Below are 26,342 nucleotides of genomic sequence, written 5' to 3'. Positions count from 1 at the left end.
GGCATGCATGCCTGGCCCGCTTCTGAGGTCCCCGCCCTGCCCGGCAAGGGCCGCGACCTCCGGATCCACGACACCGCGACCGGCGGACGAGTGACCCTCGCCCCCGGCCCCGTCGCCCGCATCTACGTCTGCGGCATCACGCCGTACGACGCGACCCACCTGGGTCATGCGGCGACCTACAACGCGTTCGACCTCGTTCAGCGCGTGTGGCTCGACACCAAGCGGCAGGTCCACTACGTCCAGAACGTGACCGACGTCGACGATCCCCTCCTCGAACGGGCGATCCGCGACGGCATCGACTGGGTCGGCCTGGCCGAGCGCGAGACCGCCCTCTTCCGCGAGGACATGACCGCCCTGCGGATGCTGCCGCCGCAGCACTACATCGGCGCGGTCGAGGCCATACCGGGCATCGTGCCGCTGGTCGAGCGGCTGCGGGACTCCGGCGCCGCGTACGAGCTCGAGGGCGACATCTACTTCTCCGTGGAGGCCGACCCGCACTTCGGCCAGGTGTCGAACTACGACACCGAGCTGATGCGCCACCTCTCCGCCGAACGCGGGGGCGACCCGGACCGTCCGGGCAAGAAGAACCCGCTCGACCCGATGCTGTGGATGGCCGCCCGTGAGGGCGAGCCCAGCTGGGACGGCGGAAGCCTCGGCCCGGGCCGCCCCGGCTGGCACATCGAGTGCGTCGCCATCGCCCTCGACCACCTGGGCATGGGCTTCGACGTGCAGGGCGGCGGCTCCGACCTGATCTTCCCGCACCACGAGATGGGCGCCTCCCACGCCCAGGCGCTGACCGGCGAGTTCCCGATGGCCAAGGCGTACGTCCACGCCGGCATGGTCGCCCTGCACGGCGAGAAGATGTCGAAGTCCAAGGGCAACCTGGTCTTCGTCTCCGCGCTCCGCCGCCAGGGCGTCGATCCGGCCGCCATCCGGCTCGCGCTTCTCTCCCACCACTACCGCGCCGACTGGGAGTGGACCGACCAGGTCCTCCAGGACGCCCTGGCACGCCTGGACCGCTGGCGCGCCGCGGTCTCCCGCCCCGACGGCCCGTCCGCCGACGCGCTCGTCGAGGAGATCCGCGAGGCGCTGGCCGACGATCTCGACGCACCGGCCGCGCTCGCCGCGGTCGACCGCTGGGCCGCGCACCAGAGCGCCGAGGGCGGTACGGACGAGTCCGCGCCCGGCCTCGTCTCCCGCGCCGTCGACGCGCTGCTCGGGGTGGCTCTGTAGCGGGGCCCTCCAACTCCCTTTCGGACAGCCGCCCTCGGACTTCTCCACGAAGTCCGGGGGCGGTTCCTTTTTGTCCTGGCTCCGTGCTCGTTTCTGCGCTAAATACGCTCCATGCAATCAATAGTGCGCATGAAAGCTGCACTCTCCGGTGCCGTGCTCGGGCTCCTCGCCGTGCTCGCGGGACCGGGCAGTGCCCAGTCCGCCGAGCCGCCACCCACCACCGTCGGGGACGTCACCGGCTTCAACGCCGACGGATCCGTCTACCGCCTGACCGCCGGTGAGGCACAGGCACGCGTCAGCTTCGTCACCGACGAGACCTTCCGCATCGAACTCGCCCCCGACGGACGGTTCACCGACCCCACCGGACGGGACATCGTCCTGCCCCAGGGCCCGCCGCCCGCCACCCGCTGGTACGACCGCGGCGACCGCTACGAACTCACCTCCGCGAAGGTGACCGTGCGCGCCTACAAGGCGCCCCTCCACTTCGCCGCCTTCCGCGCGGACGGCACCCCCCTGTGGTCCGAGACCCAGGGCCTGACCTGGAACCAGGACCGCACCACCCAGTCCCTGGCCCGGGGCGCGGGCGAGCAGTTCTACGGCGCCGGGATGCAGAACGGCCGCGGCAACACCTCCCACCGCGGCAAGACCGTCGAGGTCGGCGTCGACTACAACTGGAACGACGGCGGGCACCCCAACTCCGTACCGTTCTACGTCTCCTCGGCCGGCTACGGCGTCTACCGCAACACCTACGCCCCGAACACCTACGTCTTCGGCGAGCCCGTCACCACCACCGCCCGCGAACAGCGCTTCGACGCCTACTACTTCGCGGGTGACGGCTCCGACGCCGTCAAGGACGTCATCGGCCAGTACACGAACCTCACCGGCAAACCGTTCCTGCCGCCCGTCTACGGCCTGGAGATCGGCGACGCCGACTGCTACCTCCACAACGCCAACCGCGGCGAGCGCCACACCCTCGACGCCCTGAAGGTCGCCGACGGCTATGTCCAGCACGACATGCCCAACGGCTGGATGCTCGTCAACGACGGCTACGGCTGCGGCTACGAGAACCTCGCCGAGACCGCGACCGGCCTGCAGCAGCGCAAGATGCAGCTCGGCCTGTGGACCGAGGACGGCCTCGACAAGCTCGCCGACCAGGTGAAGGCCGGTCAGCGGGTCGCCAAGCTCGACGTCGCCTGGGTCGGCGCGGGCTACAAGTTCGCCCTCGACGGCTGCAAGGACGCCTACGCGGGCATCGAGGCCCACAGTGACGCCCGTGGCTTCACCTGGGCCCCCGAGAGCTGGTCCGGAGCCCAGCGCTGCGGCGTGCAGTGGTCCGGCGACCAGTCCGGCACCTGGGAGTACATCCGCTGGCAGATCCCCACCTACGCCGGCGCCTCCATGTCCGGCCTCGCCTACACCACCGGCGACGTCGACGGCATCTTCGGCGGCAGCGCCAAGACGTACACCCGCGACCTCCAGTGGAAGATGTTCCTGCCGGTCACCATGACCATGGACGGCTGGGCCGCCAACGACAAGCAGCCCTTCCGCTACGGCGAGCCGTACACCTCGATCAACCGCGCTTCCCTCAAGCTCCACGAGTCGCTGCTGCCCTACATCTACTCGCACGCTCACCGAGCCACGAAGACCGGCGTGGGCCTCGCCCGGCCGCTCGTCCTCGAATATCCCGAGGACCCGAAGGCCGCCACCGAGGCCGCGAAGTACGAGTTCCTCAGCGGCGAGGACTTCCTCGTCGCCCCGGTCTACCAGGACGCCGTCGAACGCGACGGCATCTACCTCCCCCAGGGCACCTGGATCGACTACTGGAGCGGGCGCACCTACCAGGGCCCCGTCACCGTCGACGACTACAGCGCCCCCCTCGACACCCTGCCCCTGTTCGTACGGGCCGGGGCCACCGTCCCGATGTGGCCCGGCGGCATCCGTTCGTACGCCGACCGCACCCCGGACTCCCCGCTCGCCTGGGACATCTATCCGCAGGGCTCCTCGTCCTTCGAGCTGTACGAGGACGACGGCGTCACCCGCGCCCACCGCGCCGGCCAGTACGCCACCCAGACCGCGGAGGTCGGCGCGCCCGAACGGGGCGCGGGCGACGTGACGGTACGGATCGGCGCGAGCAAGGGCGCCTTCGCGGGCAAGTCCGCCGCCCGGCCGTACCAGTTCACCGTCCACACCGGCGACGCCCCGAGCGAGGTCACGCTCGGTGACCGCGAGCTGCCCCGCCTCACCTCCCGGGCCGCCTACGAGGCGGCGGGCCAGGGCTGGTGGTACGACCGCGACGACCGCGGGGGAGTGGTGAAGGTCAAGACGGCCGCCCAGCGCACCGACCGGGCCTTCACCCTCGAACTGGCGGACACCAGCGCCGTCGGCGGAGCCGTCCCGGGCGCCGCCGCCACCGTCGCCGTCCCGGCCGGACAGGAGCTGGGCGCCGGCGCACCCGGCACCGTGGCCGTCGACGTCACGGCGGGTACGAAGGACGCCACCGGTGTCCAGGTCTCGCTGACGACCCCCGCCGGCTGGCAGGCCACCCCGGCCGCGCCGGTCGCGCGCATCCCGGCGGGCACCACGAAGCGGGTCGAGGTCTCCGTCACCCCGGCCAAGGACGCCGAGCCCGGGGAGGCCACCCTCACCGCGACCGCCCGGCACCGCTCCGCGGGTCAGGACCGCACGGCCGTCCAGCGCTTCGCCGTCGGAGTGATGCCCGAGCCGCCGTCCACCGGTGCCTGGGCCAGTGATCTGGTCTGGCTGAAGGCCACCAACGGCTGGGGCCCGCCCGAACGCGACCGCTCCAACGGCGAGTCGGGCGCGAACGACGGCCGCACCCTCACCCTGGCCGGAAAGACCTACGAGAAGGGCATCGGCGCCCACGCCGACTCCGACATCGAGGTCTATCTCGGCGGCCGCTGCACCGCGTTCACCGCCGAGGTCGGCATCGACGACGAGATCAACGGCTACGGGGAGGTCGCGTTCTCGGTCGAGGCCGACGGCAAGGTGCTGTGGACCTCGCCGAAGCTGACCGGCGCCTCGGCGACCGTACCGGTCGACGTCGACGTCACCGGCGCCCGCCACGTCCACCTGCGGATCACCGACACCAACGGCTCCAAGAGCGGTGACCACGCGGACTGGGCGGCGGCTCGCTTCGCCTGCGCCTGACCGTCACGTCGTGCGAGGGGCCGGAGGGCATCACCGTCGGTCACAGCCCCTACGCCTGGGACGCGGGAAGGGGGGCCGCGCCGATCCCGGCGCGGCCCCCCTTTCCGTACTACTCGCGGTCGCCCTCGCCGGCGTCGCCCTCTTCCGGCGCGTCCGGCGCGTCCGTCTCCGGCGTGTCGGCCGCGTCCGGCGGTACCGGCTGGGAGCCCTCCGGCGCCGCCTCCGGCCCCGGCTGGTCCGGCTTCGGCGGCCGTGTCCGGCCGCTGCCGGTCTCCCTCAGGTACGAGGCGTCACCGCCGTCCGTCGCGAGGCCGGGGCCCTGGCCGGGACCCGGTCCGCCGTCACGCCGCCGCAGATACCGCTCGAACTCCCGGGCGATCGCCTCGCCCGAGGCCTCCGGCAGCTCCGCGGTGTCCCGCGCCTCCTCCAGCGTCTGGACGTACTCCGCCACCTCGCTGTCCTCGGAGGCCAGTTGGTCCACGCCCAGCTGCCAGGCCCGCGCGTCCTCGGGCAGCTCGCCCAGCGGGATCCGCAGGCCGATCAGGTCCTCCAGGCGGTTCAGCAGCGCCAGCGTCGCCTTCGGGTTGGGCGGCTGCGACACATAGTGCGGCACCGCCGCCCAGAGGCTCACCGCGGGCACGCCCGCGTGCGTGCACGCCTCCTGGAGGATGCCGACGATGCCCGTGGGGCCCTCGTAGCGCGTCTCCTCCAGATCCATCGTCCGCGCCAGATCCGGGTCGGACGTGACCCCGCTGACCGGCACGGGCCGCGTGTGCGGGGTGTCGCCGAGCAGCGCGCCCAGGATCACCACCATCTCCACGCCCAGCTCATGGGCGAAGCCCAGGATCTCGTTGCAGAACGAGCGCCAGCGCATCGACGGCTCGATCCCGCGCACCAGGACCAGGTCGCGCGGCTTGTCCCCGCCGACCCGGACCACGGAGAGCCTGGTCGTCGGCCAGGTGATCTTCCGGACACCGTTGTCCAGCCACACCGTGGGCCGGTTGACCTGGAAGTCGTAGTAGTCCTCGGCGTCGAGCGCCGCGAACACCTCGCCCTTCCATTCCCGGTCCAGATGGGCGACCGCGGTGGAGGCAGCGTCGCCGGCGTCGTTCCAGCCCTCGAACGCGGCCACCATGACCGGGTCGATCAGCTCGGGAACCCCCTCGAGCTCGATCACCCAGTGCCTCCTTTTCGACGTTCCTGTCGTACGGACCAACCTTACGGCTTTCCGGCGGCCCGTCCGCAGCCCTCGGACACGCCCGAAACCGTTCTCGGCCTTGATCGACTACCCAGGAACTCCCCTTGGCATCCCGCGAGTAAGGGGGCGGTCTCCGTGGAGACCGCCCCCTTGCCCGGTGAACCCGTCAGCGGCCGAGCATGTCCTCGACCTTGCCGCGGATCTCGTCCGTCGCCAGACCGCGGATCGTCAGGGTCGTCCGGCGACGCAGCACGTCGTCCGCCGTCTCGGCCCACTCGTGGTCACGGGCGTAGGCGACCTGCGCCCAGATCTCCGGGGCGTCCGGGTGGATCCGCTCGCCCAGCTCCGGGTTCTCGTTCGCCATCCGCGCGATGTCGAAGGAGAGCGAACCGTAGTGCGTCGCCAGGTGCTTGGCGGTGTCGGCGGCCATGCGCGGGCCGGGCGCCGGACCGTCGACGAGCAGCCGGTGCGCGACCGCGTTCGGGTTGGCGATGCCGGGCAGCGGCAGCCGCTTCGGCAGCGTCGACACCGACTCGTAATCCTCGCCGAGGGGGTGGCCCGGCAGGGACTCCAGCTTCTTCATCACCGTACGGCCGATGTGGCGGAAGGTCGTCCACTTGCCGCCGGCCACCGACAGCATCCCGCCGCGGCCCTCGGTGACGACCGTCTCGCGCTTGGCCTTGGAGGTGTCGCCGGGACCGCCCGGCAGCACCCGCAGGCCGGCGAAGGCGTACGTGATGAGATCGCGCGAAAGCTGCTGGTCGCGGATGGAGAACGCGGCCTCGTCCAGGATCTGGGCGGTGTCCTTCTCGGTGACCTCGACCTGGCCGGGGTCGCCCTCGTACTCCTCGTCGGTCGTACCGAGCAGCAGCATGTCCTCCCAGGGGAGGGCGAAGGTGATGCGGTACTTGTCGATCGGGGTGGCCAGCGCGGCCTTCCACGGCGAGGTCCGCTTCAGGACCAGGTGCGCGCCCTTGGACAGGCGGATGGAGGGGGCCGCGTTCGGGTCCTCCATCTTCCGCAGGTGGTCGACCCACGGGCCGGTCGCGTTCAGCACGAGACGGGCGGTGACGCCGAACTCGTCGCCGCTCGTGCGGTCCTTGAGCTCCGCGCCCGTGACCCGGCCGCGGGTGAAGCGCAGCCCGGTGACCTCGGCGTGGTTGAGGACGACGGCACCGGCGTCGACCGCGGCGCGGACCGTCATCAGCGCCATGCGCGCGTCGTTCATCTGGTCGTCGCCGTACACGGCCACGGCCTTGAGGTTGTCCGTGCGCAGCTCCGGCACGTCCTGCGCGGCCTTCGCCGGGCCGAGCAGGTGCCCGACCCCGTCACCGAAGGCGGACAGGGCGGAGTACGCGAAGACACCGGCGCCGAGCTTGGCCGCGCCGTGCGGGCCGCCCTTGTAGACGGGCAGGTAGAAGGTGAGGGGGTTGGCGAGGTGCGGCGCCACCTGACGGGAGACCGCACGCCGCTCGAAGTGGTTCTCCGCCACCAGCTTCACGGCGCCGGTCTGCAGGTAGCGCAGACCGCCGTGGAGGAGCTTGGAGGAGGCGGAGGAGGTGGCGCCGGCGAAGTCGCCGGCGTCCACCAGGGCCACCCGCAGACCCGACTGCGCGGCGTGCCAGGCGGTGGAGATGCCCAGGATGCCGCCGCCGATCACCAGGAGGTCGTACGTCGCCTTGGAAAGCTGTTCCCGGGTCTCGGCGCGGCTCGGCAGGGAACCGGCAGCCGGGCGCGTCCCCAGGGTAGGGACGCATCGCAGGGTGGTCATGTCGAATTACTCCTCGTCAGATCCGTCTTCGAGCCAGCCCATGGAGCGCTCAACGGCCTTCAGCCAGCTCTTGTACTCGCGGTCACGCTTGTCGGCGTCCATGCGAGGGGTCCATTCCGCCGCGCGGCGCCAGTTGGCGCGCAGGGCGTCGGTGTCCGGCCAGAAGCCGACGGCCAGGCCGGCGGCGTAGGCGGCACCGAGGCAGGTGGTCTCGGCGACCATCGGACGCACGACCGGCGCGTCGAGGAAGTCCGAGAGCGTCTGCATCAGCAGGTTGTTGGAGGTCATGCCGCCGTCGACCTTGAGCGCGGCCAGCTCGACGCCGGAGTCCTTGGTCATGGCGTCGGTGATCTCGCGGGTCTGCCAGGCGGTGGCCTCCAGGACGGCACGGGCGATGTGCGCCTTGGTGACGTACCGGGTGAGGCCGGCGATCACACCGCGGGCGTCGGAGCGCCAGTACGGGGCGAACAGTCCGGAGAAGGCCGGCACGAAGTAGGCGCCGCCGTTGTCCTCGACCGAGGACGCGAGGGTCTCGATCTCGGCGGCGGACTTGATCAGGCCCATCTGGTCGCGCATCCACTGCACCAGCGAACCGGTGACGGCGATCGACCCCTCCAGGGCGTAGACCGGCTTCTCGTCGCCGATCCGGTAGCCGACCGTGGTCAGCAGGCCGCTGTAGGAGTTGATGATCTTGTCGCCGGTGTTCATCAGCATGAAGGTGCCGGTGCCGTACGTGGACTTGGCCTCGCCCTCGGCGAAACAGGTCTGACCGAACAGGGCGGCCTGCTGGTCGCCCAGCGCGGAGGCGACGGGGACGCCGTCCAGGACGCCGCCCTTGACGGTGCCGTACACCTCGGCGGAGGAGCGGATCTCCGGCAGTACGGCCGCCGGGACCTCCATGGAGTCCAGGATCCGCTCGTCCCACTGCATGGTGTGGAGGTTCATCAGCATGGTGCGGGAGGCGTTGGTGACGTCGGTGACGTGGTGTCCGCCGTTCACACCGCCCGTCAGGTTCCAGATGACCCAGGAGTCCATGGTGCCGAAGAGGATGTCGCCGCGCTCGGCGCGCTCGCGCAGGCCCTCGACGTTGTCGAGCAGCCAGCGGACCTTCGGGCCGGCGAAGTACGAGGCGAGGGGGAGCCCGGTCTCGCGGCGGAAGCGGTCCTGGCCGACGTTGCGGCCGAGCTCCTTGCAGAGGGCGTCGGTGCGGGTGTCCTGCCAGACGAGGGCGTTGTGGACGGGCTCACCGGTGTGCTTGTCCCAGAGCAGGGTGGTCTCGCGCTGGTTGGTGATGCCGATGGCCTTGACGTCGGCGGAGGTGATGCCCGCCTTGTCGATGGCGCCCGCCACGACTTCCTGGACGTTGGCCCAGATCTCGGCGGCGTCGTGCTCGACCCAGCCCGGCTTCGGGAAGATCTGCTCGTGTTCCTTCTGGTCGACCGAGACGATCCGGCCGTCCGTGTCGAAGACGATGCAGCGGGACGACGTGGTGCCCTGGTCGATGGCGGCGATGAACGGGCCGGCGGTGTGTGCGTCGGTCACGGTGTGCTCCAAGGAGGTCTGGGTGGAAGGACGGCTCAGGCGAACGCGAGGTTGTAGATACCCGCGGCGAGTGCGCCACCGATCAGCGGACCGGCGACCGGGATCCAGGCGTAGCTCCAGTCGGAGCCGCCCTTGTTCGGCAGCGGGAGCAGGGCGTGCACGATGCGCGGGCCGAGGTCTCGGGCCGGGTTGATCGCGTAACCGGTCGGGCCGCCGAGCGAGAGGCCGATGGAGACCACGACGAACGCGGTGATCAGGGCGCCGAGGACGCCGAGGCCCTTGCCGCTGTCGTTGAGGCCCTGCGTGAGCACCGCGAGGACCAGCACGACCGTGCCGATGATCTCGGTGGCCAGGTTCTGCCAGACGTTGCGGACCTCGGGTCCGGTGGAGAAGACACCGAGCACCGGGCCGGCCTTCGGCGCGGCCTTCTGGTCGACCATGCCCTCCTCGTGCGGCGGAGCGGAGATGATCTCCGGGTCCGTGAGGTGGGCCTGGAACTGTCCGTAGTACGCGATCCAGACCAGGAACGCGCCGAGCATGGCGCCGAGCAGCTGACCGGCGAAGTACACCGGGACGTTGCTCCAGTCCCCGTCCTTGATCGCGATGCCGACCGTGACGGCGGGGTTCAGATGGGCGCCCGAGAGGGTACCCGTCATGTACACGGCGGTCATGACGGCGAAGCCCCACCCGAAGGTGATGGCGAGCCACCCGGCGTTCTGTGCCTTCGAGCGCTTGAGCACCACAGCGGCGACGACTCCGCCGCCGAGCAGAATGAGTACGGCGGTACCAATGATCTCGCCGATGAAGATGTCGGAGCTGGACACCCGCGACTCCTTTGTCCTTCGTCCAGGGGAAGGCGAACCCCGGGTCCCTCCGGTGGTCCGCGCCCTCGAATGAGGGCGTTGCCGGCCCGTGGCACTGCGACACTCTAGCGTGTATTGCCGGTAGGTGTTCGGCAATGCCGACCGATGCACGGAAGTTTTGCCCCAGGGTCAACAGCGCGTCAAGGGTTCGGTGGCTGATTGCGTCCCGCATGCCCCGATCGTTACCGACCGGTTCCCACCACGCGAGCGCGGACACGCCACGGCCCGGCCGCCATCGGGCGGCCGGGCCGGGATCCTGGTCCTCGAAAGGGCTGCTAGAAGCGCCGCGCGCCGAGATCGCGGGAGACGGCGCGTGCGCAGTCCCGTACCGCCGCGACCAGCTCCGAGCGCAGCTGTCCGGCGTCGCAGACCCGCTCCACCGCGCCCGTGATCGCCACCGCGCCCACCGGCATCCGGCGCCGGTCGTGGATCGGCGCGGCCACCGAGGCCACGCCCTCCCAGGTCTCCTCCACGTCCGCGGCCCAGCCCCGGGCGCGGGTCATGTCGAGCAGGGTCTCGAACTCCGTGAGGTCCGTGACCGTGCGGGGCGTGAAGCCCTCGCGCGGGACCTCCAGGACCTCGCTGTGGGCCACCGGGTCGTAGGCCGACAGCACCTTGCCCAGGGCCGTGGAGTGCAGCGGCTGCATGGCCCCCACCTCCAGGACCTGACGGCTGTCGTCCGGGCGGAAGACGTGGTGCACGATCAGCACGCCCTGCTGGTGCAGGACGCCCAGATGGACGCTCTCGCCGCTGGAGCGTGCGAGGTCGTCCGTCCAGACCAGCGCGCGTGCCCGCAGCTCGTGCACGTCCAGATAGCTGTTGCCCAGGCGCAGCAGCTCGGCGCCCAGCTGGTAGCGGCCCGAGGCCGCCTCCTGCTCCACGAAGCCCTCGGCCTGCAGCGTCCGCAGGATGCCGTGTGCCGTGCCCTTGGCCAGGCCCAGCGACGAGGCGATGTCGGACAGGCCGAGCCGGCGCTCGCCGCCCGCGAGCAGTCGCAGCATCGCCGCCGCTCGTTCAAGCGACTGGATGTTCTTCGCCATCGCCCGGCCCTTCTCCCTGTCCACGTCCCGGCGGTCCCACGATCCCGGCGGTCCCGTGATCTTACGGACAGCACCCCTGTTGTTGATGCTGTTCGACAATGCTGAACACTATCGGTCGATGCCGACCACTCTTTACCCCGACAGTGTCGGACACGAACAGGCGCGACCGGGAGTCCCCGGACACAGGATGCCGTCCGGCCCGTGGGACGCCATGTCCACCCCGGCGCGCTCACGGTTACTCTGGGCCCCGTGCACCCTCCACCGAGCGTGCAAAGCCGACAGCCGTCGCATCCCAGGGAGCTCATCCATGGCCTCGTCGCCAACCCCTTCCGCCGACAGCCGGACCCGCGCCGCAACCCTCCGCGAGGCACTCGCGACCCGAGTGGTGGTGGCCGACGGAGCCATGGGCACCATGCTCCAGGCGCAGGACCCCACCCTCGAGGACTACGAGAACCTCGAAGGCTGCAACGAGATCCTGAACGTGACCCGGCCGGACATCGTCCGCACCGTGCACCAGGAGTACTTCGCGGCGGGCGTGGACTGCGTCGAGACCAACACCTTCGGTGCGAACTTCGCCGCGCTCGGCGAGTACGACATCCCGGAGCGCGTGTACGAGCTCTCCGAGTCCGGTGCGCGGATCGCCCGCGAGGTCGCCGACGAGTTCACCGCCTCCACCGGACAGCAGCGCTGGGTCCTGGGCTCCATGGGCCCCGGCACCAAGCTGCCGACCCTCGGCCACGCCGCGTACACCACCCTGCGTGACGCCTATCAGCAGAACGCCGAGGGCATGCTCGCCGGCGGTGCCGACGCGCTCCTCGTGGAGACCACCCAGGACCTGCTGCAGACGAAGGCCTCCGTCATCGGCGCCCGCCGCGCCCTGGACGCCCTCGGCGTCGACGTGCCGGTGATCTGCTCCGTCACGGTCGAGACGACCGGCACCATGCTGCTCGGCTCCGAGATCGGCGCCGCGCTGACCGCGCTCGAGCCGCTCGGCATCGACATGATCGGCCTGAACTGCGCCACCGGCCCGGCCGAGATGAGCGAGCACCTGCGCTACCTCGCCCGGCACTCCCGTATCCCGCTCTCCTGCATGCCCAACGCCGGACTCCCCGTCCTCGGCAAGAACGGCGCGCACTACCCGCTGACCCCGGTCGAGCTGGCCGACGCCCAGGAGACCTTCGTCCGCGAGTACGGGCTCTCCCTGGTCGGCGGCTGCTGCGGTACGACCCCCGAGCACCTGCGCCAGGTCGTCGAGCGGGTCCGCGACCTCACCCCGAGCGTCCGCGAACCGCGCCCCGAGCCGGGTGCCGCCTCGCTGTACCAGACGGTCCCCTTCCGCCAGGACACCTCGTACATGGCGATCGGCGAGCGGACGAACGCCAACGGTTCGAAGAAGTTCCGCGACGCCATGCTGGACGGCCGCTGGGACGACTGCGTCGAGATGGCCCGCGACCAGATCCGTGAGGGCGCGCACATGCTCGACCTCTGCGTCGACTACGTCGGCCGCGACGGCGTCGCGGACATGGAGGAGCTCGCCGGCCGCTTCGCGACCGCCTCCACCCTGCCGATCGTCCTCGACTCCACCGAGGTCGAGGTCATCAGGGCCGGCCTGGAGAAGCTCGGCGGCCGCGCCGTCATCAACTCCGTCAACTACGAGGACGGCGACGGAACCGACTCGCGCTTCGCCAAGGTCACCCGGCTCGCCCAGGAGCACGGCGCCGCGCTCATCGCGCTCACGATCGACGAGGAGGGCCAGGCCCGCACCGTCGAGACCAAGGTCGCCATCGCCGAGCGGATCATCGACGACCTGACCGGCAACTGGGGCATCCACGAGTCGGACATCCTGATCGACACCCTGACCTTCACCATCTGCACCGGGCAGGAGGAGTCCCGCAAGGACGGCATCGCCACCATCGAGGCCATCCGCGAGCTCAAGCGGCGCCACCCGGACGTCCAGACCACGCTGGGCCTTTCCAACATCTCCTTCGGCCTCAACCCGGCCGCCCGCATCCTGCTCAACTCCGTCTTCCTCGACGAGTGCGTCAAGGCCGGCCTGGACTCGGCCATCGTCCACGCCTCCAAGATCCTGCCGATCGCCCGCTTCGACGAGGAGCAGGTCACCACCGCCCTCGACCTGATCTACGACCGGCGCTCCGAGGGCTACGACCCGCTCCAGAAGCTGATGGAGCTCTTCGAGGGCGCCACCACGAAGTCGATGAAGGCCGGCAAGACCGAGGAGCTCCTCGCCCTGCCGCTGGAGGAGCGCCTCAAGCGCCGCATCATCGACGGCGAGAAGAACGGACTGGAGGCCGACCTCGACGAGGCCCTCACGACCCGTCCCGCCCTCGACATCGTGAACGAGACTCTGCTGGACGGGATGAAGACGGTCGGTGAGCTCTTCGGCTCGGGGCAGATGCAGCTGCCGTTCGTGCTCCAGTCCGCCGAGGTCATGAAGACGGCGGTGGCCCATCTGGAGCCGCACATGGAGAAGGTCGAGGGCGAGGAGGGCAAGGGCACGATCGTGCTCGCGACCGTCCGGGGCGATGTCCACGACATCGGCAAGAACCTCGTCGACATCATCCTCTCCAACAACGGCTACAACGTCGTCAACATCGGCATCAAGCAGCCGGTCTCCGCGATCCTGGAGGCCGCGGAGGAGCACCGCGCCGACGTCATCGGCATGTCGGGCCTGCTGGTCAAGTCCACGGTGATCATGAAGGAGAACCTGGAGGAGCTGAACCAGCGCGGCCTGGCCGCCGACTTCCCGGTCATCCTGGGCGGCGCCGCCCTCACCCGGGCGTACGTCGAGCAGGACCTGCACGAGATCTACCAGGGCGAGGTCCGCTACGCCCGCGACGCCTTCGAGGGCCTGCGCCTGATGGACGCCCTCATCGCCGTCAAGCGGGGCGTGCCCGGAGCGGCGCTCCCCGAGCTCAAGCAGCGCCGGGTCGCGCAGCGCGCCACCGCCCTCGAGGTCGACGAGCCCGAGCAGGGCGGCCGTTCGGACGTCGCCACCGACAACCCGGTGCCGACCCCGCCGTTCTGGGGCACCCGTGTCGTCAAGGGCATCCAGCTCAAGGAGTACGCGAGCTGGCTCGACGAAGGCGCCCTGTTCAAGGGCCAGTGGGGCCTCAAGCAGAACCGGACCGGCGACGGACCGTCGTACGAGGAACTGGTCGAGACCGAGGGCCGGCCGCGCCTGCGCGGCTGGCTGGAGCGCCTCCACACGGAGAACCTCCTGGAGGCGGCCGTCGTGCACGGCTACTTCCCGTGCGTCTCCAAGGGCGACGACCTGATCATCCTCGACGAGCAGGGCAACGAGCGGACCCGCTTCACCTTCCCGCGCCAGCGCCGTGGCCGCCGCCTGTGCCTCGCGGACTTCTTCCGCCCCGAGGAGTCCGGCGAGACCGATGTGGTCGGCCTGCAGGTCGTCACCGTCGGCTCCCGGATCGGCGAGGCCACCGCCAAGCTCTTCGAGTCCGACTCGTACCGCGACTACCTGGAACTGCACGGACTCTCCGTCCAGCTGGCCGAGGCGCTCGCCGAGTACTGGCACGCGCGCGTGCGTGCCGAGCTCGGCTTCGCGGGCGAGGACCCCGCCGACGTCGAGGACATGTTCGCCCTGAAGTACCGCGGCGCGCGCTTCTCGCTCGGCTACGGCGCCTGCCCCGACCTGGAGGACCGGGCGAAGATCGCCGAGCTGCTGCAGCCCGAGCGGATCGGTGTCCAGCTCTCCGAGGAGTTCCAGCTCCACCCCGAGCAGTCCACCGACGCGATCGTCATCCATCACCCCGAGGCGAAGTACTTCAACGCGCGGTAATCGCGGAGCCGGTAAATCCGCGCACCTTCGCTGATCGAGACGTACACTTGTCGGTCCAGTGCAGGCCGGTCACCCTCCCCGTACGGGAGGGAGGCCGGCCTTCTCGTCCCTCCATGGAGGTGTGCCGGATGACCAGTACGGTCCCCGCGTCCTTGTTCCGTACCAGCGAGAGCTCCGCCCTGCAGGCGGTCTTCCTCGACATGGACGGCACCCTCGTCGACACGGAGGGATTCTGGTGGGACGCGGAGGTCGAGGTCTTCGCCGACCTCGGTCACCGGCTGGACGAGGCATGGCGCGACGTCGTCGTCGGCGGGCCCATGACCCGCAGCGCCGGCTACCTCATCGAGGCCACCGGCGCCGACATCACCGTCGCCGAGCTCACCGTCCTGCTCAACGAGAAGTTCGAGCAGCGCATCGCCCGGGGCGTACCGCTGATGCCCGGCGCCGAGCGGCTCCTCGCCGAACTGGCCCACCACAACATCCCCACCGCCCTGGTCTCCGCCTCACACCGGCGGATCATCGACCGGGTCCTCGCCTCCCTGGGGCGCGACCGCTTCGCCCTCACCGTCGCCGGTGACGAGGTGATCCGCACCAAGCCGCACCCCGAGCCGTATCTGACCGCCGCGAGCGGGGTCGGCGCCGAGCCGTCGCTCTGCGCCGTCATCGAGGACACGGCGACCGGCGTGGCCGCCGCCGAGGCCGCCGGATGCCGGGTGGTCGCCGTGCCGTCCGTCGCGCCCATCGCGCCCTCCGCCGGCCGGGTCGTGGTCCGCTCCCTGGAGGACGTGGACGTCCCCTTCCTGCGCACGCTCATCGCCGCGCCGCGATGATTCTGAGCTTTTCCTGAGCTTTCCCGGCCGCTCTTTCCCCGGCCTTTCTCCCGGAAATGCGCCGATGGAGACGCAGGGCGTCCGCGCGTGCCTTTTCCGTGACCGCGATCGCGAAATGAATCGGCCATCCGCCAGAAGTGCGTACGTGACCTTGGTCACCCAGCGTGCCGACCGACGGGTGGCCGTTCTGCGTCCGGTGTCCGGAACGCGGTGATTGGACCCTCCCTGTGTGTCCCGATTCGCGCACTCCCTGACGAATCATGCCCCCGCATGACTATCGAGTGCGCCGTATTCATGATCACTATGAGCAGCCGCTTCCGGTCGCCCGCGGTCCGGGCGACGCGGCCTCGCCCACTAATCTTTCGCGAGTACTTCGCCGCAATCCGCGTACACCGACGACCACCCAAGTCGCCGTGCACACAGGACCGATCGCACACCTTCCCGGCCCGATCCCCGCCCCGACCGGGCGCAGCGGCGGAGTGTCCGCCATCGCTGTATCCCAGTGCCGGATGAGGAGAACGTCCAGGATGAACCGCAAGACCTTGGCCCTGCCGGCCGTCGCCGGCCTGCTCGCCCCGCTGCTCGTCGCCTGCGGCGGCTCGGACGAGAACGGAGCCATCGTCGTCGGCACCACGGACCAGTTCCTCGCCACCGCCGAGGCACCCGCGCCCCTCGACCCGGCCTTCGCCTACGACACGGGCGCCTGGAACATCCTGCGGCAGACCGTACAGACCCTGATGCACGTGCCCCGCGGCGGCGGCGAGCCCGTCCCCGAGGCCGCGGAGAGCTGCCTCTTCAGCGACCGCGCCAGCGAGAGCTACCGCTGCACGCTGCGCGAAGGACTCACCTTCGCCGACGGCACCCCCCTCACCGCCGAAGACGTGAAGTTCTCCGTCGAACGCGTGCTGGCCATCAAGTCCGACAACGGCACGGCCGCCCTCCTCGCCAACATCGACACCGTCGAGACCAACGGCGAGCGCGACATCGTCTTCCACCTGAAGACCCCCGACGCGACGTTCCCGTACAAGCTCTCCACCCCGGTCGCCGGCATCCTCAGCAAGGACAAGTACGGCGCCAAGGAGCTCCGCGCGGGCTTCGACGTCGACGGCTCCGGGCCGTACACCATGAAGACCGAACGCCAGGGCGAGAAGATCCTCAAGGCCGTCTTCACCAAGAACCCGAAGTACAAGGGCGACATCACCCTGCGCAACGACAAGGTCGAACTGCGCTCCTTCGCCAACGCGGACACCATGGGCAAGGCCCTCGAGGACCGCGAGATCGACATGATGACCCGCTCCATGTCGCTCGACCAGGTCAAGGACCTCACCGAGAAGCCCAAGGAGGGCATCGACCTCACCGAGGTCCCCGGCCTGGAGATCCGCTACCTCGCCTTCAACACCGCCGACCCCTCCGTCAAGGACAAGGCCGTCCGGCAGGCCATGGCCGCCGTCGTCGACCGCGGCGCGCTCATCAACGGGGTCTACGGCACCACCGCCCAGCCGCTCTACTCGCTGATCCCCTCCAGCGTCACGGGCCACTCCACCGCCTTCTTCGACAACTACGGAGAGCCCAGCACCGCCAAGGCGGCCGGCATCCTCCGCAAGGCCGGTATCAAGAAGCCGGTCGCGATCACCCTCCACTACACCTCCGACCACTACGGCTCCGGCACCAAGAAGGAGTTCGAGGCGCTGCGCGACCAGCTCAACGCCACCGGACTCTTCGACGTCACCGTCCAGGGCGCCGAGTGGTCCACGTTCCGGCCCGCGCAGAAGCGCGGCGACTACCCCGTCTACGGCCTCGGCTGGTTCCCCGACTTCCCCGACCCGGACAACTACGTCGCCCCCTTCCTCGACGCCGACAACTTCCTCAACACCCCGTACGTCAACAAGGCCGTCCGCGACCGGTTGATCCCGCAGTCGCGCCGCTCGGCCGACCGCAACGCCGCGAGCCCCGTGTTCGGACAGATCCAGGAGATCGTCGCCAAGGACGTCCCCGTCCTGCCGCTCTGGCAGGGCAAGCAGTACGTCGCCGCGCGCGACGACCTGACCGGCGTCGAATGGGCGCTGAACACCTCCTCGGACCTGCTCCTCTGGGAGCTCGGCCGCGGCACCGCCTGACCCCGCAACCAGCTCGGTAACACCGGCCGCGCACCGGCGCGCCGGTCTGGCAAGAGATCAAGAGGCACGTTCTGTGAAGCACAACAAGTGGCTGACGGCCCCCCTCGCCGCGGGACTGTCCGCCGCCCTGCTCAGCGGCTGTGGCACGGAGCAGGGCGAGGGCGCCGCGAGCTCCGGTGACAACGTCCGCGTCGGCATGTCCGACGAGGTCATGGCCACCGACCCCGCGGCCGGCTACGACCCCGGCTCCTGGCTGCTGTTCAACAACGTCTTCCAGTCCCTGCTCAGCTTCCCCAAGGGCACCACCGAGCCCCAGCCGGAAGCCGCCGAGAGGTGCGACTTCCAAGGGGCCAGCACGGTCTACCGCTGCACCCTCCGCGAGGGCCTGAAGTTCTCCAACGGCAACCCGCTGACTTCGAAGGACGTCAAGTTCTCCTTCGACCGCGCGCTGAAGATCGACGACCCGGCCGGCCCGGCGCCGCTGCTGTCCACGATCAAGTCCATCGAGACCCCCGACGACCTCACCGTCGTCTTCCGGCTCAAGACCCCCGACGCCACCTTCCCCAGCAAGATCGCCTCCGGCGCCGGCTCGATCGTCGACCACCGCGAGTACGCCGAGGACGCGCTGCGCACCGACGGGAAGGCGGTCGGCTCCGGCCCGTACAAGCTGGAGTCCATCAGCGACACCGAGGCCGTCTTCTCGGTCAACACCGACTACCGGGGCAGCGCCAAGCCGAAGAACAGCGGCGTCACCCTCAAGCTCTACGGCGGCGACCGCGCCGCCCTCTCCAAGGCCATCGCCGACAACGACATCGACGTCGCCTACCGTGGTCTGTCCGCCGACGACATCGCCACCCTCGAGACGTCCGCCACCGCGGCCGACGAGGGCCTGGAGGTCATCCCGGGCACCAGCGCCGAGGTCCAGCACCTCGTCTTCAACGTCAAGGACCCCGTGGTCGGCAAGCTCGGCGTCCGCCAGGCCATCGCCCACCTCGTCGACCGCGAGGCGCTCGTCCAGAACGTCTACAAGTCGACCGCCACCCCGCTGTACTCGATCGTCCCGGCCGGCATCGCGGGCCACAACACCGCCTTCTTCGACACCTACGGCAGCCCCGACGCGGCCAAGGCCAAGAAGGCGCTGCGCAAGGCGGGCATCACCGACAAGGTGAAGCTCACCCTCTGGTCCACGCCGAGCCGCTACGGCCCCGCCACCGACCAGGAGTTCAAGGCGATAGCCGAACAGCTCAACAGCAGCGGTCTGTTCGAGGCCACCGTGCAGTCCGTCGAGTTCGAGCAGTACGAGAAGGACATCGCCGACGGCAAGTACGGCGTGTACGTCAAGGGCTGGGTCCCCGACTACCCCGACGCCGACAACTTCACCGCCCCGTTCTTCGGCCCGGGCAACGTCCTCGGCAACAACTACGAGAACGCCACCATCACCGACAGCCTCCTCCCGAAGACCTCGGCCGCCGCCGACCGCGCCGCCACCGGCCAGGACTTCGGCAAGCTCCAGGACCTGGTCGCCGACGAACTGCCCCTCCTCCCGCTCTGGCAGGGCAAGCAGTACGCCGTCGCCCGCGACGGCATCACCGGCCTGGAGTGGACCCTGGACGCCTCGACCGTCTTCCGCTTCTGGGAGATCAAGAAGGGCTGACCGGTCCCACCGGCCATCCGTACGGAAAGGGGCCCGGCGCGCCTGTCGCGCGCCGGGCCCCTTCCCGCATCCCGCAATCCCGCGGGTGCCGCTCCGTCGGCTACTGCCCGCCCGGGCGGACCAGGCCGCTCTCGTACGCGTACACCGCCGCCTGCACCCGGTCACGCAGCCCCAGCTTGGTCAGCACATGGCCCACGTGCGTCTTCACCGTCGTCTCGCTGACGAACAGATCCGCCGCGATCTCCGCGTTGGACAGACCGCGCGCCACCAGCTTCAGCACCTCGACCTCACGCTCCGTCAGCCTGTTCAGGGTGTCCGGCACCTGCTCGTCGCCCGACGGCAGATGTGCCGAGTACTTGTCGAGCAGACGCCGCGTGATCGACGGAGCCAGCATCGCCTCACCCGCCGCGACCACCCGGATCGCCTGCACCAGCTCGTTGGCCGGAGCGTCCTTCAGGAGGAACCCGCTCGCCCCCGCCCGCAGCGCCTCCACCACGTACTCGTCCAGATCGAACGTCGTGAGCACCAGCACCTTCGCCGGACCGTCCCGGCCCGGACCCGTGATCTGCCGCGTCGCCTCGACGCCGTCCATCCGCGGCATCCGGATGTCCATCAGCACCACATCGGGCTGCAGGGCCCGGACCTGATCCAGAGCCTGGAGGCCGTCCCCGGCCTCACCGACGACCGCGATGTCCTGCTCCGCCTCCAGAATCATCCGGAAACCGGTACGCAGCAGCGGCTGGTCGTCGACCAACAGGACGCGGATTGCCACGGGAACTCCTTCACTGCGCGGGCTGGACCGGCCCCATTCTGCCCTGCCCCGAATCGCCCGACTCCGGCGGGCGCGCGGAAACGATCTCCGGCCGGATCTCCAGCGGATACACCGGGGGAGTCCCCCCGAACTCCGGACACACCGCCTGGTGGTCGCACCAGCCGCACAGCTTCGTCGGACGCGGGCGCCACTCGCCCGTCTCCGTCGCCTCCCGGATCGCCTCCCACAGGGCGAGCAGCTTCCGCTCCACCCGCAGCAGATCCGCCTCCGCCGGGTCGTACGTCAGCACATCACCGCTGCCCAGGTACACCAGCTGCAGGCGACGCGGCACCACCCGCTTCAGCCGCCAGATCACCAGCGCGTAGAACTTCATCTGGAACAGCGCGCCCTCGCTGTACTCCGGTCGCGGCGCCTTGCCCGTCTTGTAGTCGACGATCCGCACCTCGCCCGTCGGCGCCACGTCGATCCGGTCGATCACGCCACGCAGCCGCAGCCCCGAGTCCAGCTCCGTCTCCACGAACAGCTCACGCTCCGCCGGCTCGAGCCGCGTCGGATCCTCCAGCGTGAACCACCGCTCCACCAGCTGCTCCGCCTCGCCCAGCCAGCGCGCCAGCCGCTCACCCTCCGCGTCCTCGGCGAACAGCTCGCCCAGCTCCGGCTTCGACTCGAGCAGCCGGTCCCACTGCCCCGGAATCATCGCCTTCGCCCGCGGCGCCGTCCGGTCCACCGCCGGATCGTCGAAGAGCCGCTCCAGCACCGCGTGGACCAGCGTGCCCCGCGTCGCCGCCTCGCTCGGCTTCTCCGGCAGCCTGTCGATCACCCGGAACCGGTACAACAGGGGACACTGCATGAAGTCGCTCGCCCGCGAGGGCGACAACGACATGGGTGTCCGGGCCCCGGAGGGCGGCTGCTCGCTCGTACTCATGACTCAGACCCTACGACCCGCCACCGACAGCGAGCCGAATACCATCGACGACAGACCACGTCACGCTGCATGATCGAAGAGTGACGCACGACGGGGGTCGCGCGGAAGGCTACGAGAGGAACCCGTGAACCAGGACGACGAGCGCGGCGAGAAGAAGCGGCCGCGGCCCGGCGCAGGGGAAGCGCCGGCCACCGCCAACTCCCGCACCCGGCGGAACGAGGAACCCGGCGGAGGAATCCTCATGGGCCGCCCCTTCGGCGTGCCCGTCTACGTCGCACCCAGCTGGTTCCTCGTCGCGGCCCTCATCACCTGGGTCTTCGGCGACCAGATCGAACGCGTCCTGCCCGAGCTCGGCGCCGCCCGCTACCTGGTCTCCCTCTTCTTCGCCATCGCCTTCTACGCCTCGGTCCTCGTTCACGAGCTGGCCCACACCGTCGCCGCGCTGCGCTTCAAGCTGCCGGTGCGCCGTATCCAGCTCCAGTTCTTCGGCGGCGTCTCCGAGATCGAGAAGGAGACCGAGACCCCGGGCCGCGAATTCGTCCTCGCCTTCGTCGGACCGCTGCTCTCCCTCGTCCTCGCCGGTGTCTTCTATCTCACCCTGTACGCCGTCGAGCCCGGCACCGTCCCCGGTGTCCTCCTCGCCGGCCTGATGATCTCCAACCTGATCGTCGCGATCTTCAACCTGCTGCCCGGCCTCCCCCTCGACGGCGGCCGCATGCTCCGCGCCGTCGTGTGGAAGATCACCGGCAAGCCCATGGCCGGCACCGTCGCCGCCGCCTGGGTCGGCCGGGCCCTCGCCGTGGCCGTCCTCATCGGCCTCCCGCTCCTCACTCGCACCGGCCTCCTCGGCAACTCCACCGACGACATCAGCGGCATGGACACCGTCATGGACGCCCTGCTCGCCGCGATCCTCGCCGCCATCATCTGGACCGGCGCCGGCAACAGCCTGCGCATGGCCCGGCTCCGTGAACATCTCCCCGAACTCAACGCCCGGGCCCTCACCCGGCGCGCCGTCCCCGTCGAACCCGGCACCCCGCTCTCCGAGGCCCTGCGCCGTGCCAACGAGGCCGGAGCCCGCGCCCTTGTCGTCGTCGACGGCAGGGGCAACCCCACCGGTCTCGTCCGCGAGAGCGCCATCGCCGGCGTTCCCCAGCACCGCCGCCCCTGGGTCGCCGTCAGCACTCTCACCCAGGACCTCGACGAGGGCATGAAGGTCCCCGCCGAACTCGCCGGGCAGCCCCTCCTCGACCACCTCCGCGCCAGCCCCGCGACCGAATACCTCGTCGTCGAGGAGACCGGGGAGATCTACGGGGTCCTCTCCGCCACCGACGTGGAACGCGCCTTCGTCAAGGCCATGGCAAGACCCTCCGCGTAACCCCGGTACTCTGGTCACATGTCCGAACCGACCGGTGCCGCCCGCCGTCGCGGGCCCTTCAAGGTCGGGGACCAGGTCCAGCTCACCGACCCCAAGGGACGCCACTACACGTTCACGCTCGAGGCCGGGAAGAATTTCCACACCCACAAGGGTTCCTTCCCCCACGACGAGCTGATCGGTGCTCCCGAGGGCAGTGTTGTCCGTACCACGGGAAACGTCGCCTACCTCGCGCTGCGCCCCCTGCTCCCCGACTACGTCCTGTCCATGCCCCGCGGTGCCGCCGTGGTCTACCCCAAGGACGCGGGTCAGATCCTGGCCTTCGCCGACATCTTCCCCGGCGCCCGCGTCGTGGAAGCCGGGGTGGGCTCGGGCTCGCTCAGCAGCTTCCTCCTGCGCGCCATCGGCGACAGCGGAATGCTGCACTCCTACGAGCGCCGCGAGGACTTCGCCGAGATCGCCAAGGGCAACGTCGAACGCTATTTCGGCGGCCCGCACCCGGCCTGGCAGCTGACGGTCGGCGACCTCCAGGACAATCTGTCCGACACCGACGTCGACCGCGTCATCCTGGACATGCTGGCCCCGTGGGAGTGCCTGGAGGCCGTGTCCAAGGCCCTCGTCCCCGGCGGCATCCTCTGCTGCTACGTGGCGACCACCACCCAGCTCGCCCGCACCGTGGAGTCCATCCGCGAATTCGGCTGTTACGCCGAACCGCAGCCCTGGGAATCCATGATCCGCAACTGGCACGTGGAGGGCCTGGCCGTCCGCCCGGACCACCGGATGATCGGCCACACCGGCTTCCTCGTCACCGCCCGCCGCCTCGCGGACGGCGTCGAGCCGCCCATGCGCCGTCGCCGCCCCGCCAAGGGCGCGTACGGCGAGGACTACGAAGGCCCCAACAAGGGCTGACGCCCCGACAACGAACGTGCGCCGCCGTCGAGTTCCCGCCCCGGAGCGGGGAACTCGACGGCGGCACCTTCACGTTCGGCATCTTTGCGGACGGCCCGCACCCCGACTGTTCCACCCGCCTGTGACGTATGGCACGATGCCCGCAACTCCTTCCGCGCCACTTTCACAGGAGACATCCCGCGTGCAGCCCCCCGCCGTCCCGGACCTCGCGCACACCCACGCCCGGCCGGTGCACTGGCTGGCCACCGCTACCGCCATGGCCGCCGTCGTGGCCGCCGCCGGGCTGCTGCAGCCCGGCCCCGCCACCGCGACCACCGCCGCCGCGAGCGGCGCGGCGGCCGCCCCACGACCGGCACCCGACGCCACCTCGGCCACGTACCCCATGGACTGCGGGGGAGCCTCACCCCAGGTCGCGCAGCGGGCCGGCGGGGACCTCGACGGCGACGGGAACCCCGAAACCGTCGCAGTCGTACACTGCGAAGCCGGATCCGGAACGCCTCCCCACGCCGTCTACGTCCTGACCCACACCAGAACGGGCCCGGACGCGCGCGTGGTCGCGACTCTCCTCGAGCCCTCCGAGCAGAAGAACGTCACCGACCTCGCCGTACGCGACGGGGCGGTCACCGCCACCCTGCTCGGCTACTCGTCCCCCGACGTACCCAGTTGCTGCCCCGACGAGCAGGAACGCGTCAGCTGGCGCTGGAAGGGCGGAACCTTCGTCCGGTCCGCCCCGGCCGACGCACGGAGCGTCTGACCCGTCACTCCGCGTCAGGCCCGTAGACCTCGACCCTGTCCGAAACCCGGCGCACGTGGATGCAGTCGCCCGGGCACTCCTTCGCGGAGTCCACCACGTCCCGCAGCAGCGGCAGCGGCACCGGCGTCGTCGCCCCGGCCTCCTGCAGCAGCTCGTCGTCCGCGCTCTTCACATACGCGAGCCCGTCGATGTCCAGCTCGAAGACCTCGGGGGCGTACTGCACGCAGATCCCGTCACCGGTGCACAGATCCTGGTCGATCCAGACCTCCAGCGCCTCGCCGGTGTCCGTCGTCGGGACCTCCTGCTGCACGGTCATGTCTCCTGCCGTTCCTGAGCGTCGAAAAAGATCGTTCTTCTAAGTCCGGTCAAGCCTGACGGGTGTTGACCACCGACGACGATACAACCGCCTGCTTTCCGATGTTGATGGGTGGGTATTCCCTTGGCGTGAGGGGAAGCGCAAGGGTGAAGATCGGACACACCCCAGAGTCTTTGTGATCTAGGGGTTTCAATCACCACCCACGCAGGTAGGGTCAGGAAGCGTCCAGCTCCCCTTGGAGGAGGTGAGGACCGTGGCAGCCCACGACGACGACATCAACCGCGGCATCCGGCCGGGGCGGGGGTCTGAAGACCCCGCCGGTCAGGTTGCCTATCTCGAGCAGGAAATCGCCGTCCTGCGCCGCAAGCTCGCCGACTCTCCGCGTCATACGAGGATTCTCGAAGAGCGGATCGTCGAGCTGCAGACCAACCTGGCCGGCGTGTCCGCGCAGAACGAGCGGCTCGCCAACACACTCCGTGAGGCCCGCGACCAGATCGTGGCCCTCAAGGAGGAGGTCGACCGGCTCGCGCAGCCGCCGGCCGGCTTCGGTGTCTTCCTGCAGGCCAATGAGGACGGCACGTGCGACATCTTCACCGGGGGCCGCAAGCTCCGGGTGAACGTCAGCCCCAGCGTCGAGCTCGACGAGCTCCGGCGCGGCCAGGAAGTCATGCTCAACGAGGCGCTCAACGTGGTCGAGGCCATGGCATTCGAGCGCGCCGGGGACATCGTCACCCTCAAGGAGATCCTCGAGGACGGCGAGCGCGCCCTGGTGATCGGGCACACCGACGAGGAACGGGTGGTCAGGCTCGCCGAGCCGCTGCTGGACATCACCATCCGTCCCGGCGACGCCCTGCTGCTCGAACCCAGGTCCGGCTACGTCTACGAAGTGGTCCCCAAGAGCGAGGTCGAAGAGCTCGTCCTCGAAGAGGTGCCGGACGTCGACTACACCAAGATCGGCGGCCTCGGCGGCCAGATCGAGATGATCCGGGACGCGGTCGAGCTTCCGTACCTCTACCCGGACCTCTTCAAGGAGCACGAACTGCGGCCGCCGAAGGGCATCCTGCTCTACGGCCCGCCCGGCTGCGGCAAGACGCTGATCGCGAAGGCCGTCGCCAACTCCCTTGCCAAGAAGGTCGCCGAGGTCACCGGCCAGCCCGCCGGAAAGTCCTACTTCCTCAACATCAAGGGACCGGAGCTCCTCAACAAGTACGTCGGTGAGACCGAGCGGCACATCCGCCTCGTCTTCCAGCGTGCCCGGGAGAAGGCGAGTGAGGGCACCCCCGTCATCGTCTTCTTCGACGAGATGGAGTCGCTCTTCCGCACCCGCGGATCCGGAGTCAGCTCGGACGTCGAGAACACGATCGTCCCGCAGCTGCTCGCCGAGATCGACGGTGTTGAGGGCCTGGAGAACGTCATCGTCATCGGTGCCTCGAACCGCGAGGACATGATCGACCCCGCGATCCTGCGGCCCGGCCGGCTCGACGTCAAGATCAAGATCGAGCGCCCGGACGCGGAGGCCGCGAAGGACATCTTCGCGAAGTACCTCACGTCTTCGCTGCCGCTGCACTCCGACGACCTCTCCGAGCACCAGGGCTCGAAGGAGGCGGCCGCCCACGCGATGATCCAGTCCGTGGTCGAGCAGATGTACGCGGAATCCGAGGAGAACCGCTTCCTCGAGGTCACGTACGCCAATGGCGACAAGGAAGTCCTCTACTTCAAGGACTTCAACTCCGGAGCCATGATCCAGAACATCGTGGACCGGGCCAAGAAGATGGCCATCAAGGCCTTCCTCGACCACAACCAGAAGGGCATTCGCGTCTCCCACCTCCTCCAGGCATGCGTGGACGAGTTCAAGGAGAACGAGGACCTGCCCAACACCACCAACCCCGACGACTGGGCCCGTATCTCCGGAAAGAAGGGCGAGCGGATCGTGTTCATCCGTACGCTCGTCACCGGAAAGCAGGGCGCGGACACCGGACGCTCCATCGACACGGTGGCGAACACCGGTCAGTACCTGTAGATCGCACACCGGCTGCGGATGTCCGGAACCACGGGCAT

Annotated in this window: 18 protein-coding genes; 10 read left to right on the top strand and 8 right to left on the bottom strand. The window is 69.9% G+C overall.

Features of this window, described 5'->3' with window-relative positions; translation table 11 throughout:
• The first annotated feature begins 3 nt into the window (after positions 1–3).
• Both mshC and ACFYV5_RS23895 read left to right on the top strand, forming a co-directional pair.
• Entirely contained in the window at positions 4–1,233 is a 1,230-nt protein-coding gene (mshC, locus tag ACFYV5_RS23900; protein WP_355112025.1) for a cysteine--1-D-myo-inosityl 2-amino-2-deoxy-alpha-D-glucopyranoside ligase, read from the top strand.
• A 129-nt stretch (positions 1,234–1,362) separates the two neighbouring features.
• Positions 1,363–4,401 carry an NPCBM/NEW2 domain-containing protein gene (locus ACFYV5_RS23895; RefSeq protein WP_389171610.1) on the top strand — a complete coding sequence of 1,013 codons (3,039 nt, stop codon included), beginning with the start codon at positions 1,363–1,365 and terminating at the stop codon, positions 4,399–4,401.
• Between the two features lie 109 nt (positions 4,402–4,510).
• Here the strand turns inward: ACFYV5_RS23895 and ACFYV5_RS23890 are convergent, their stop codons facing one another.
• The 5 genes from ACFYV5_RS23890 to ACFYV5_RS23870 form a co-directional block, all read right to left on the bottom strand.
• On the bottom strand, positions 4,511–5,578 hold the full coding sequence (locus tag ACFYV5_RS23890) for a PAC2 family protein (protein WP_389171607.1): 1,068 nt from the start codon (positions 5,576–5,578) through the stop codon (positions 4,511–4,513).
• A 187-nt stretch (positions 5,579–5,765) separates the two neighbouring features.
• Positions 5,766–7,370: an FAD-dependent oxidoreductase gene (locus ACFYV5_RS23885; protein ID WP_389171604.1), complete on the bottom strand. Its 1,605-nt coding sequence runs from the start codon at positions 7,368–7,370 to the stop codon at positions 5,766–5,768.
• Positions 7,371–7,376: 6 nt separating this feature from the next.
• The gene (gene glpK, locus ACFYV5_RS23880) at positions 7,377–8,912 is read right to left on the bottom strand and encodes a glycerol kinase GlpK (RefSeq protein WP_355112020.1); all 1,536 of its coding nucleotides are present in this window, start codon (positions 8,910–8,912) and stop codon (positions 7,377–7,379) included.
• Between the two features lie 35 nt (positions 8,913–8,947).
• Positions 8,948–9,736: an MIP/aquaporin family protein gene (locus tag ACFYV5_RS23875; RefSeq protein ID WP_355112018.1), complete on the bottom strand. Its 789-nt coding sequence runs from the start codon at positions 9,734–9,736 to the stop codon at positions 8,948–8,950.
• A 314-nt stretch (positions 9,737–10,050) separates the two neighbouring features.
• The gene (locus tag ACFYV5_RS23870; protein WP_389171967.1) at positions 10,051–10,815 is read right to left on the bottom strand and encodes an IclR family transcriptional regulator; all 765 of its coding nucleotides are present in this window, start codon (positions 10,813–10,815) and stop codon (positions 10,051–10,053) included.
• A gap of 307 nt (positions 10,816–11,122) precedes the next feature.
• Here ACFYV5_RS23870 and metH point away from each other — a divergent pair, with 307 nt between their 5' ends.
• From metH to ACFYV5_RS23850, 4 genes are all read left to right on the top strand, one after another.
• Positions 11,123–14,635 carry a methionine synthase gene (gene metH, locus ACFYV5_RS23865; protein WP_389171600.1) on the top strand — a complete coding sequence of 1,171 codons (3,513 nt, stop codon included), beginning with the start codon at positions 11,123–11,125 and terminating at the stop codon, positions 14,633–14,635.
• 128 nt (positions 14,636–14,763) lie between these two features.
• Positions 14,764–15,465, top strand: a complete 702-nt coding sequence (locus tag ACFYV5_RS23860) for an HAD family phosphatase (RefSeq protein ID WP_355112015.1) — start codon at positions 14,764–14,766, stop codon at positions 15,463–15,465.
• A gap of 527 nt (positions 15,466–15,992) precedes the next feature.
• On the top strand, positions 15,993–17,582 hold the full coding sequence (locus ACFYV5_RS23855; RefSeq protein ID WP_389171596.1) for an ABC transporter substrate-binding protein: 1,590 nt from the start codon (positions 15,993–15,995) through the stop codon (positions 17,580–17,582).
• A 73-nt stretch (positions 17,583–17,655) separates the two neighbouring features.
• The gene (locus tag ACFYV5_RS23850; protein ID WP_389171593.1) at positions 17,656–19,236 is read left to right on the top strand and encodes an ABC transporter substrate-binding protein; all 1,581 of its coding nucleotides are present in this window, start codon (positions 17,656–17,658) and stop codon (positions 19,234–19,236) included.
• A gap of 100 nt (positions 19,237–19,336) precedes the next feature.
• On the opposite strand, the gene ACFYV5_RS23845 is transcribed toward ACFYV5_RS23850, so the two are convergent.
• Positions 19,337–20,008: a response regulator transcription factor gene (locus ACFYV5_RS23845; protein WP_355112011.1), complete on the bottom strand. Its 672-nt coding sequence runs from the start codon at positions 20,006–20,008 to the stop codon at positions 19,337–19,339.
• Positions 20,009–20,018: 10 nt separating this feature from the next.
• On the bottom strand, positions 20,019–20,933 hold the full coding sequence (locus ACFYV5_RS23840; protein WP_355112009.1) for a RecB family exonuclease: 915 nt from the start codon (positions 20,931–20,933) through the stop codon (positions 20,019–20,021).
• A gap of 124 nt (positions 20,934–21,057) precedes the next feature.
• Between ACFYV5_RS23840 and ACFYV5_RS23835 the strand changes: the two genes are divergently transcribed.
• The 3 genes from ACFYV5_RS23835 (at position 21,058) to ACFYV5_RS23825 (ending at position 23,968) form a co-directional block, all read left to right on the top strand.
• Entirely contained in the window at positions 21,058–22,308 is a 1,251-nt protein-coding gene (locus ACFYV5_RS23835; RefSeq protein WP_389171589.1) for a site-2 protease family protein, read from the top strand.
• Between the two features lie 18 nt (positions 22,309–22,326).
• Complete coding sequence (locus ACFYV5_RS23830) at positions 22,327–23,214, top strand: tRNA (adenine-N1)-methyltransferase (protein ID WP_019884997.1); 888 nt, start codon at positions 22,327–22,329, stop codon at positions 23,212–23,214.
• Between the two features lie 181 nt (positions 23,215–23,395).
• Positions 23,396–23,968 carry a hypothetical protein gene (locus ACFYV5_RS23825; protein ID WP_355112007.1) on the top strand — a complete coding sequence of 191 codons (573 nt, stop codon included), beginning with the start codon at positions 23,396–23,398 and terminating at the stop codon, positions 23,966–23,968.
• A gap of 4 nt (positions 23,969–23,972) precedes the next feature.
• On the opposite strand, the gene ACFYV5_RS23820 is transcribed toward ACFYV5_RS23825, so the two are convergent.
• The gene (locus ACFYV5_RS23820) at positions 23,973–24,284 is read right to left on the bottom strand and encodes a ferredoxin (protein ID WP_355112005.1); all 312 of its coding nucleotides are present in this window, start codon (positions 24,282–24,284) and stop codon (positions 23,973–23,975) included.
• Positions 24,285–24,537: 253 nt separating this feature from the next.
• Between ACFYV5_RS23820 and arc the strand changes: the two genes are divergently transcribed.
• The gene (arc, locus tag ACFYV5_RS23815; protein WP_355112004.1) at positions 24,538–26,304 is read left to right on the top strand and encodes a proteasome ATPase; all 1,767 of its coding nucleotides are present in this window, start codon (positions 24,538–24,540) and stop codon (positions 26,302–26,304) included.
• The last annotated feature ends 38 nt before the right edge of the window (positions 26,305–26,342 follow it).

This window comes from Streptomyces sp. NPDC003035, assembly GCF_042888285.1.
Lineage (GTDB): Bacteria > Actinomycetota > Actinomycetes > Streptomycetales > Streptomycetaceae > Streptomyces.
Note: the sequence above shows the minus strand (reverse complement) of the source record. Positions and strands in the feature narration are given on the sequence as shown.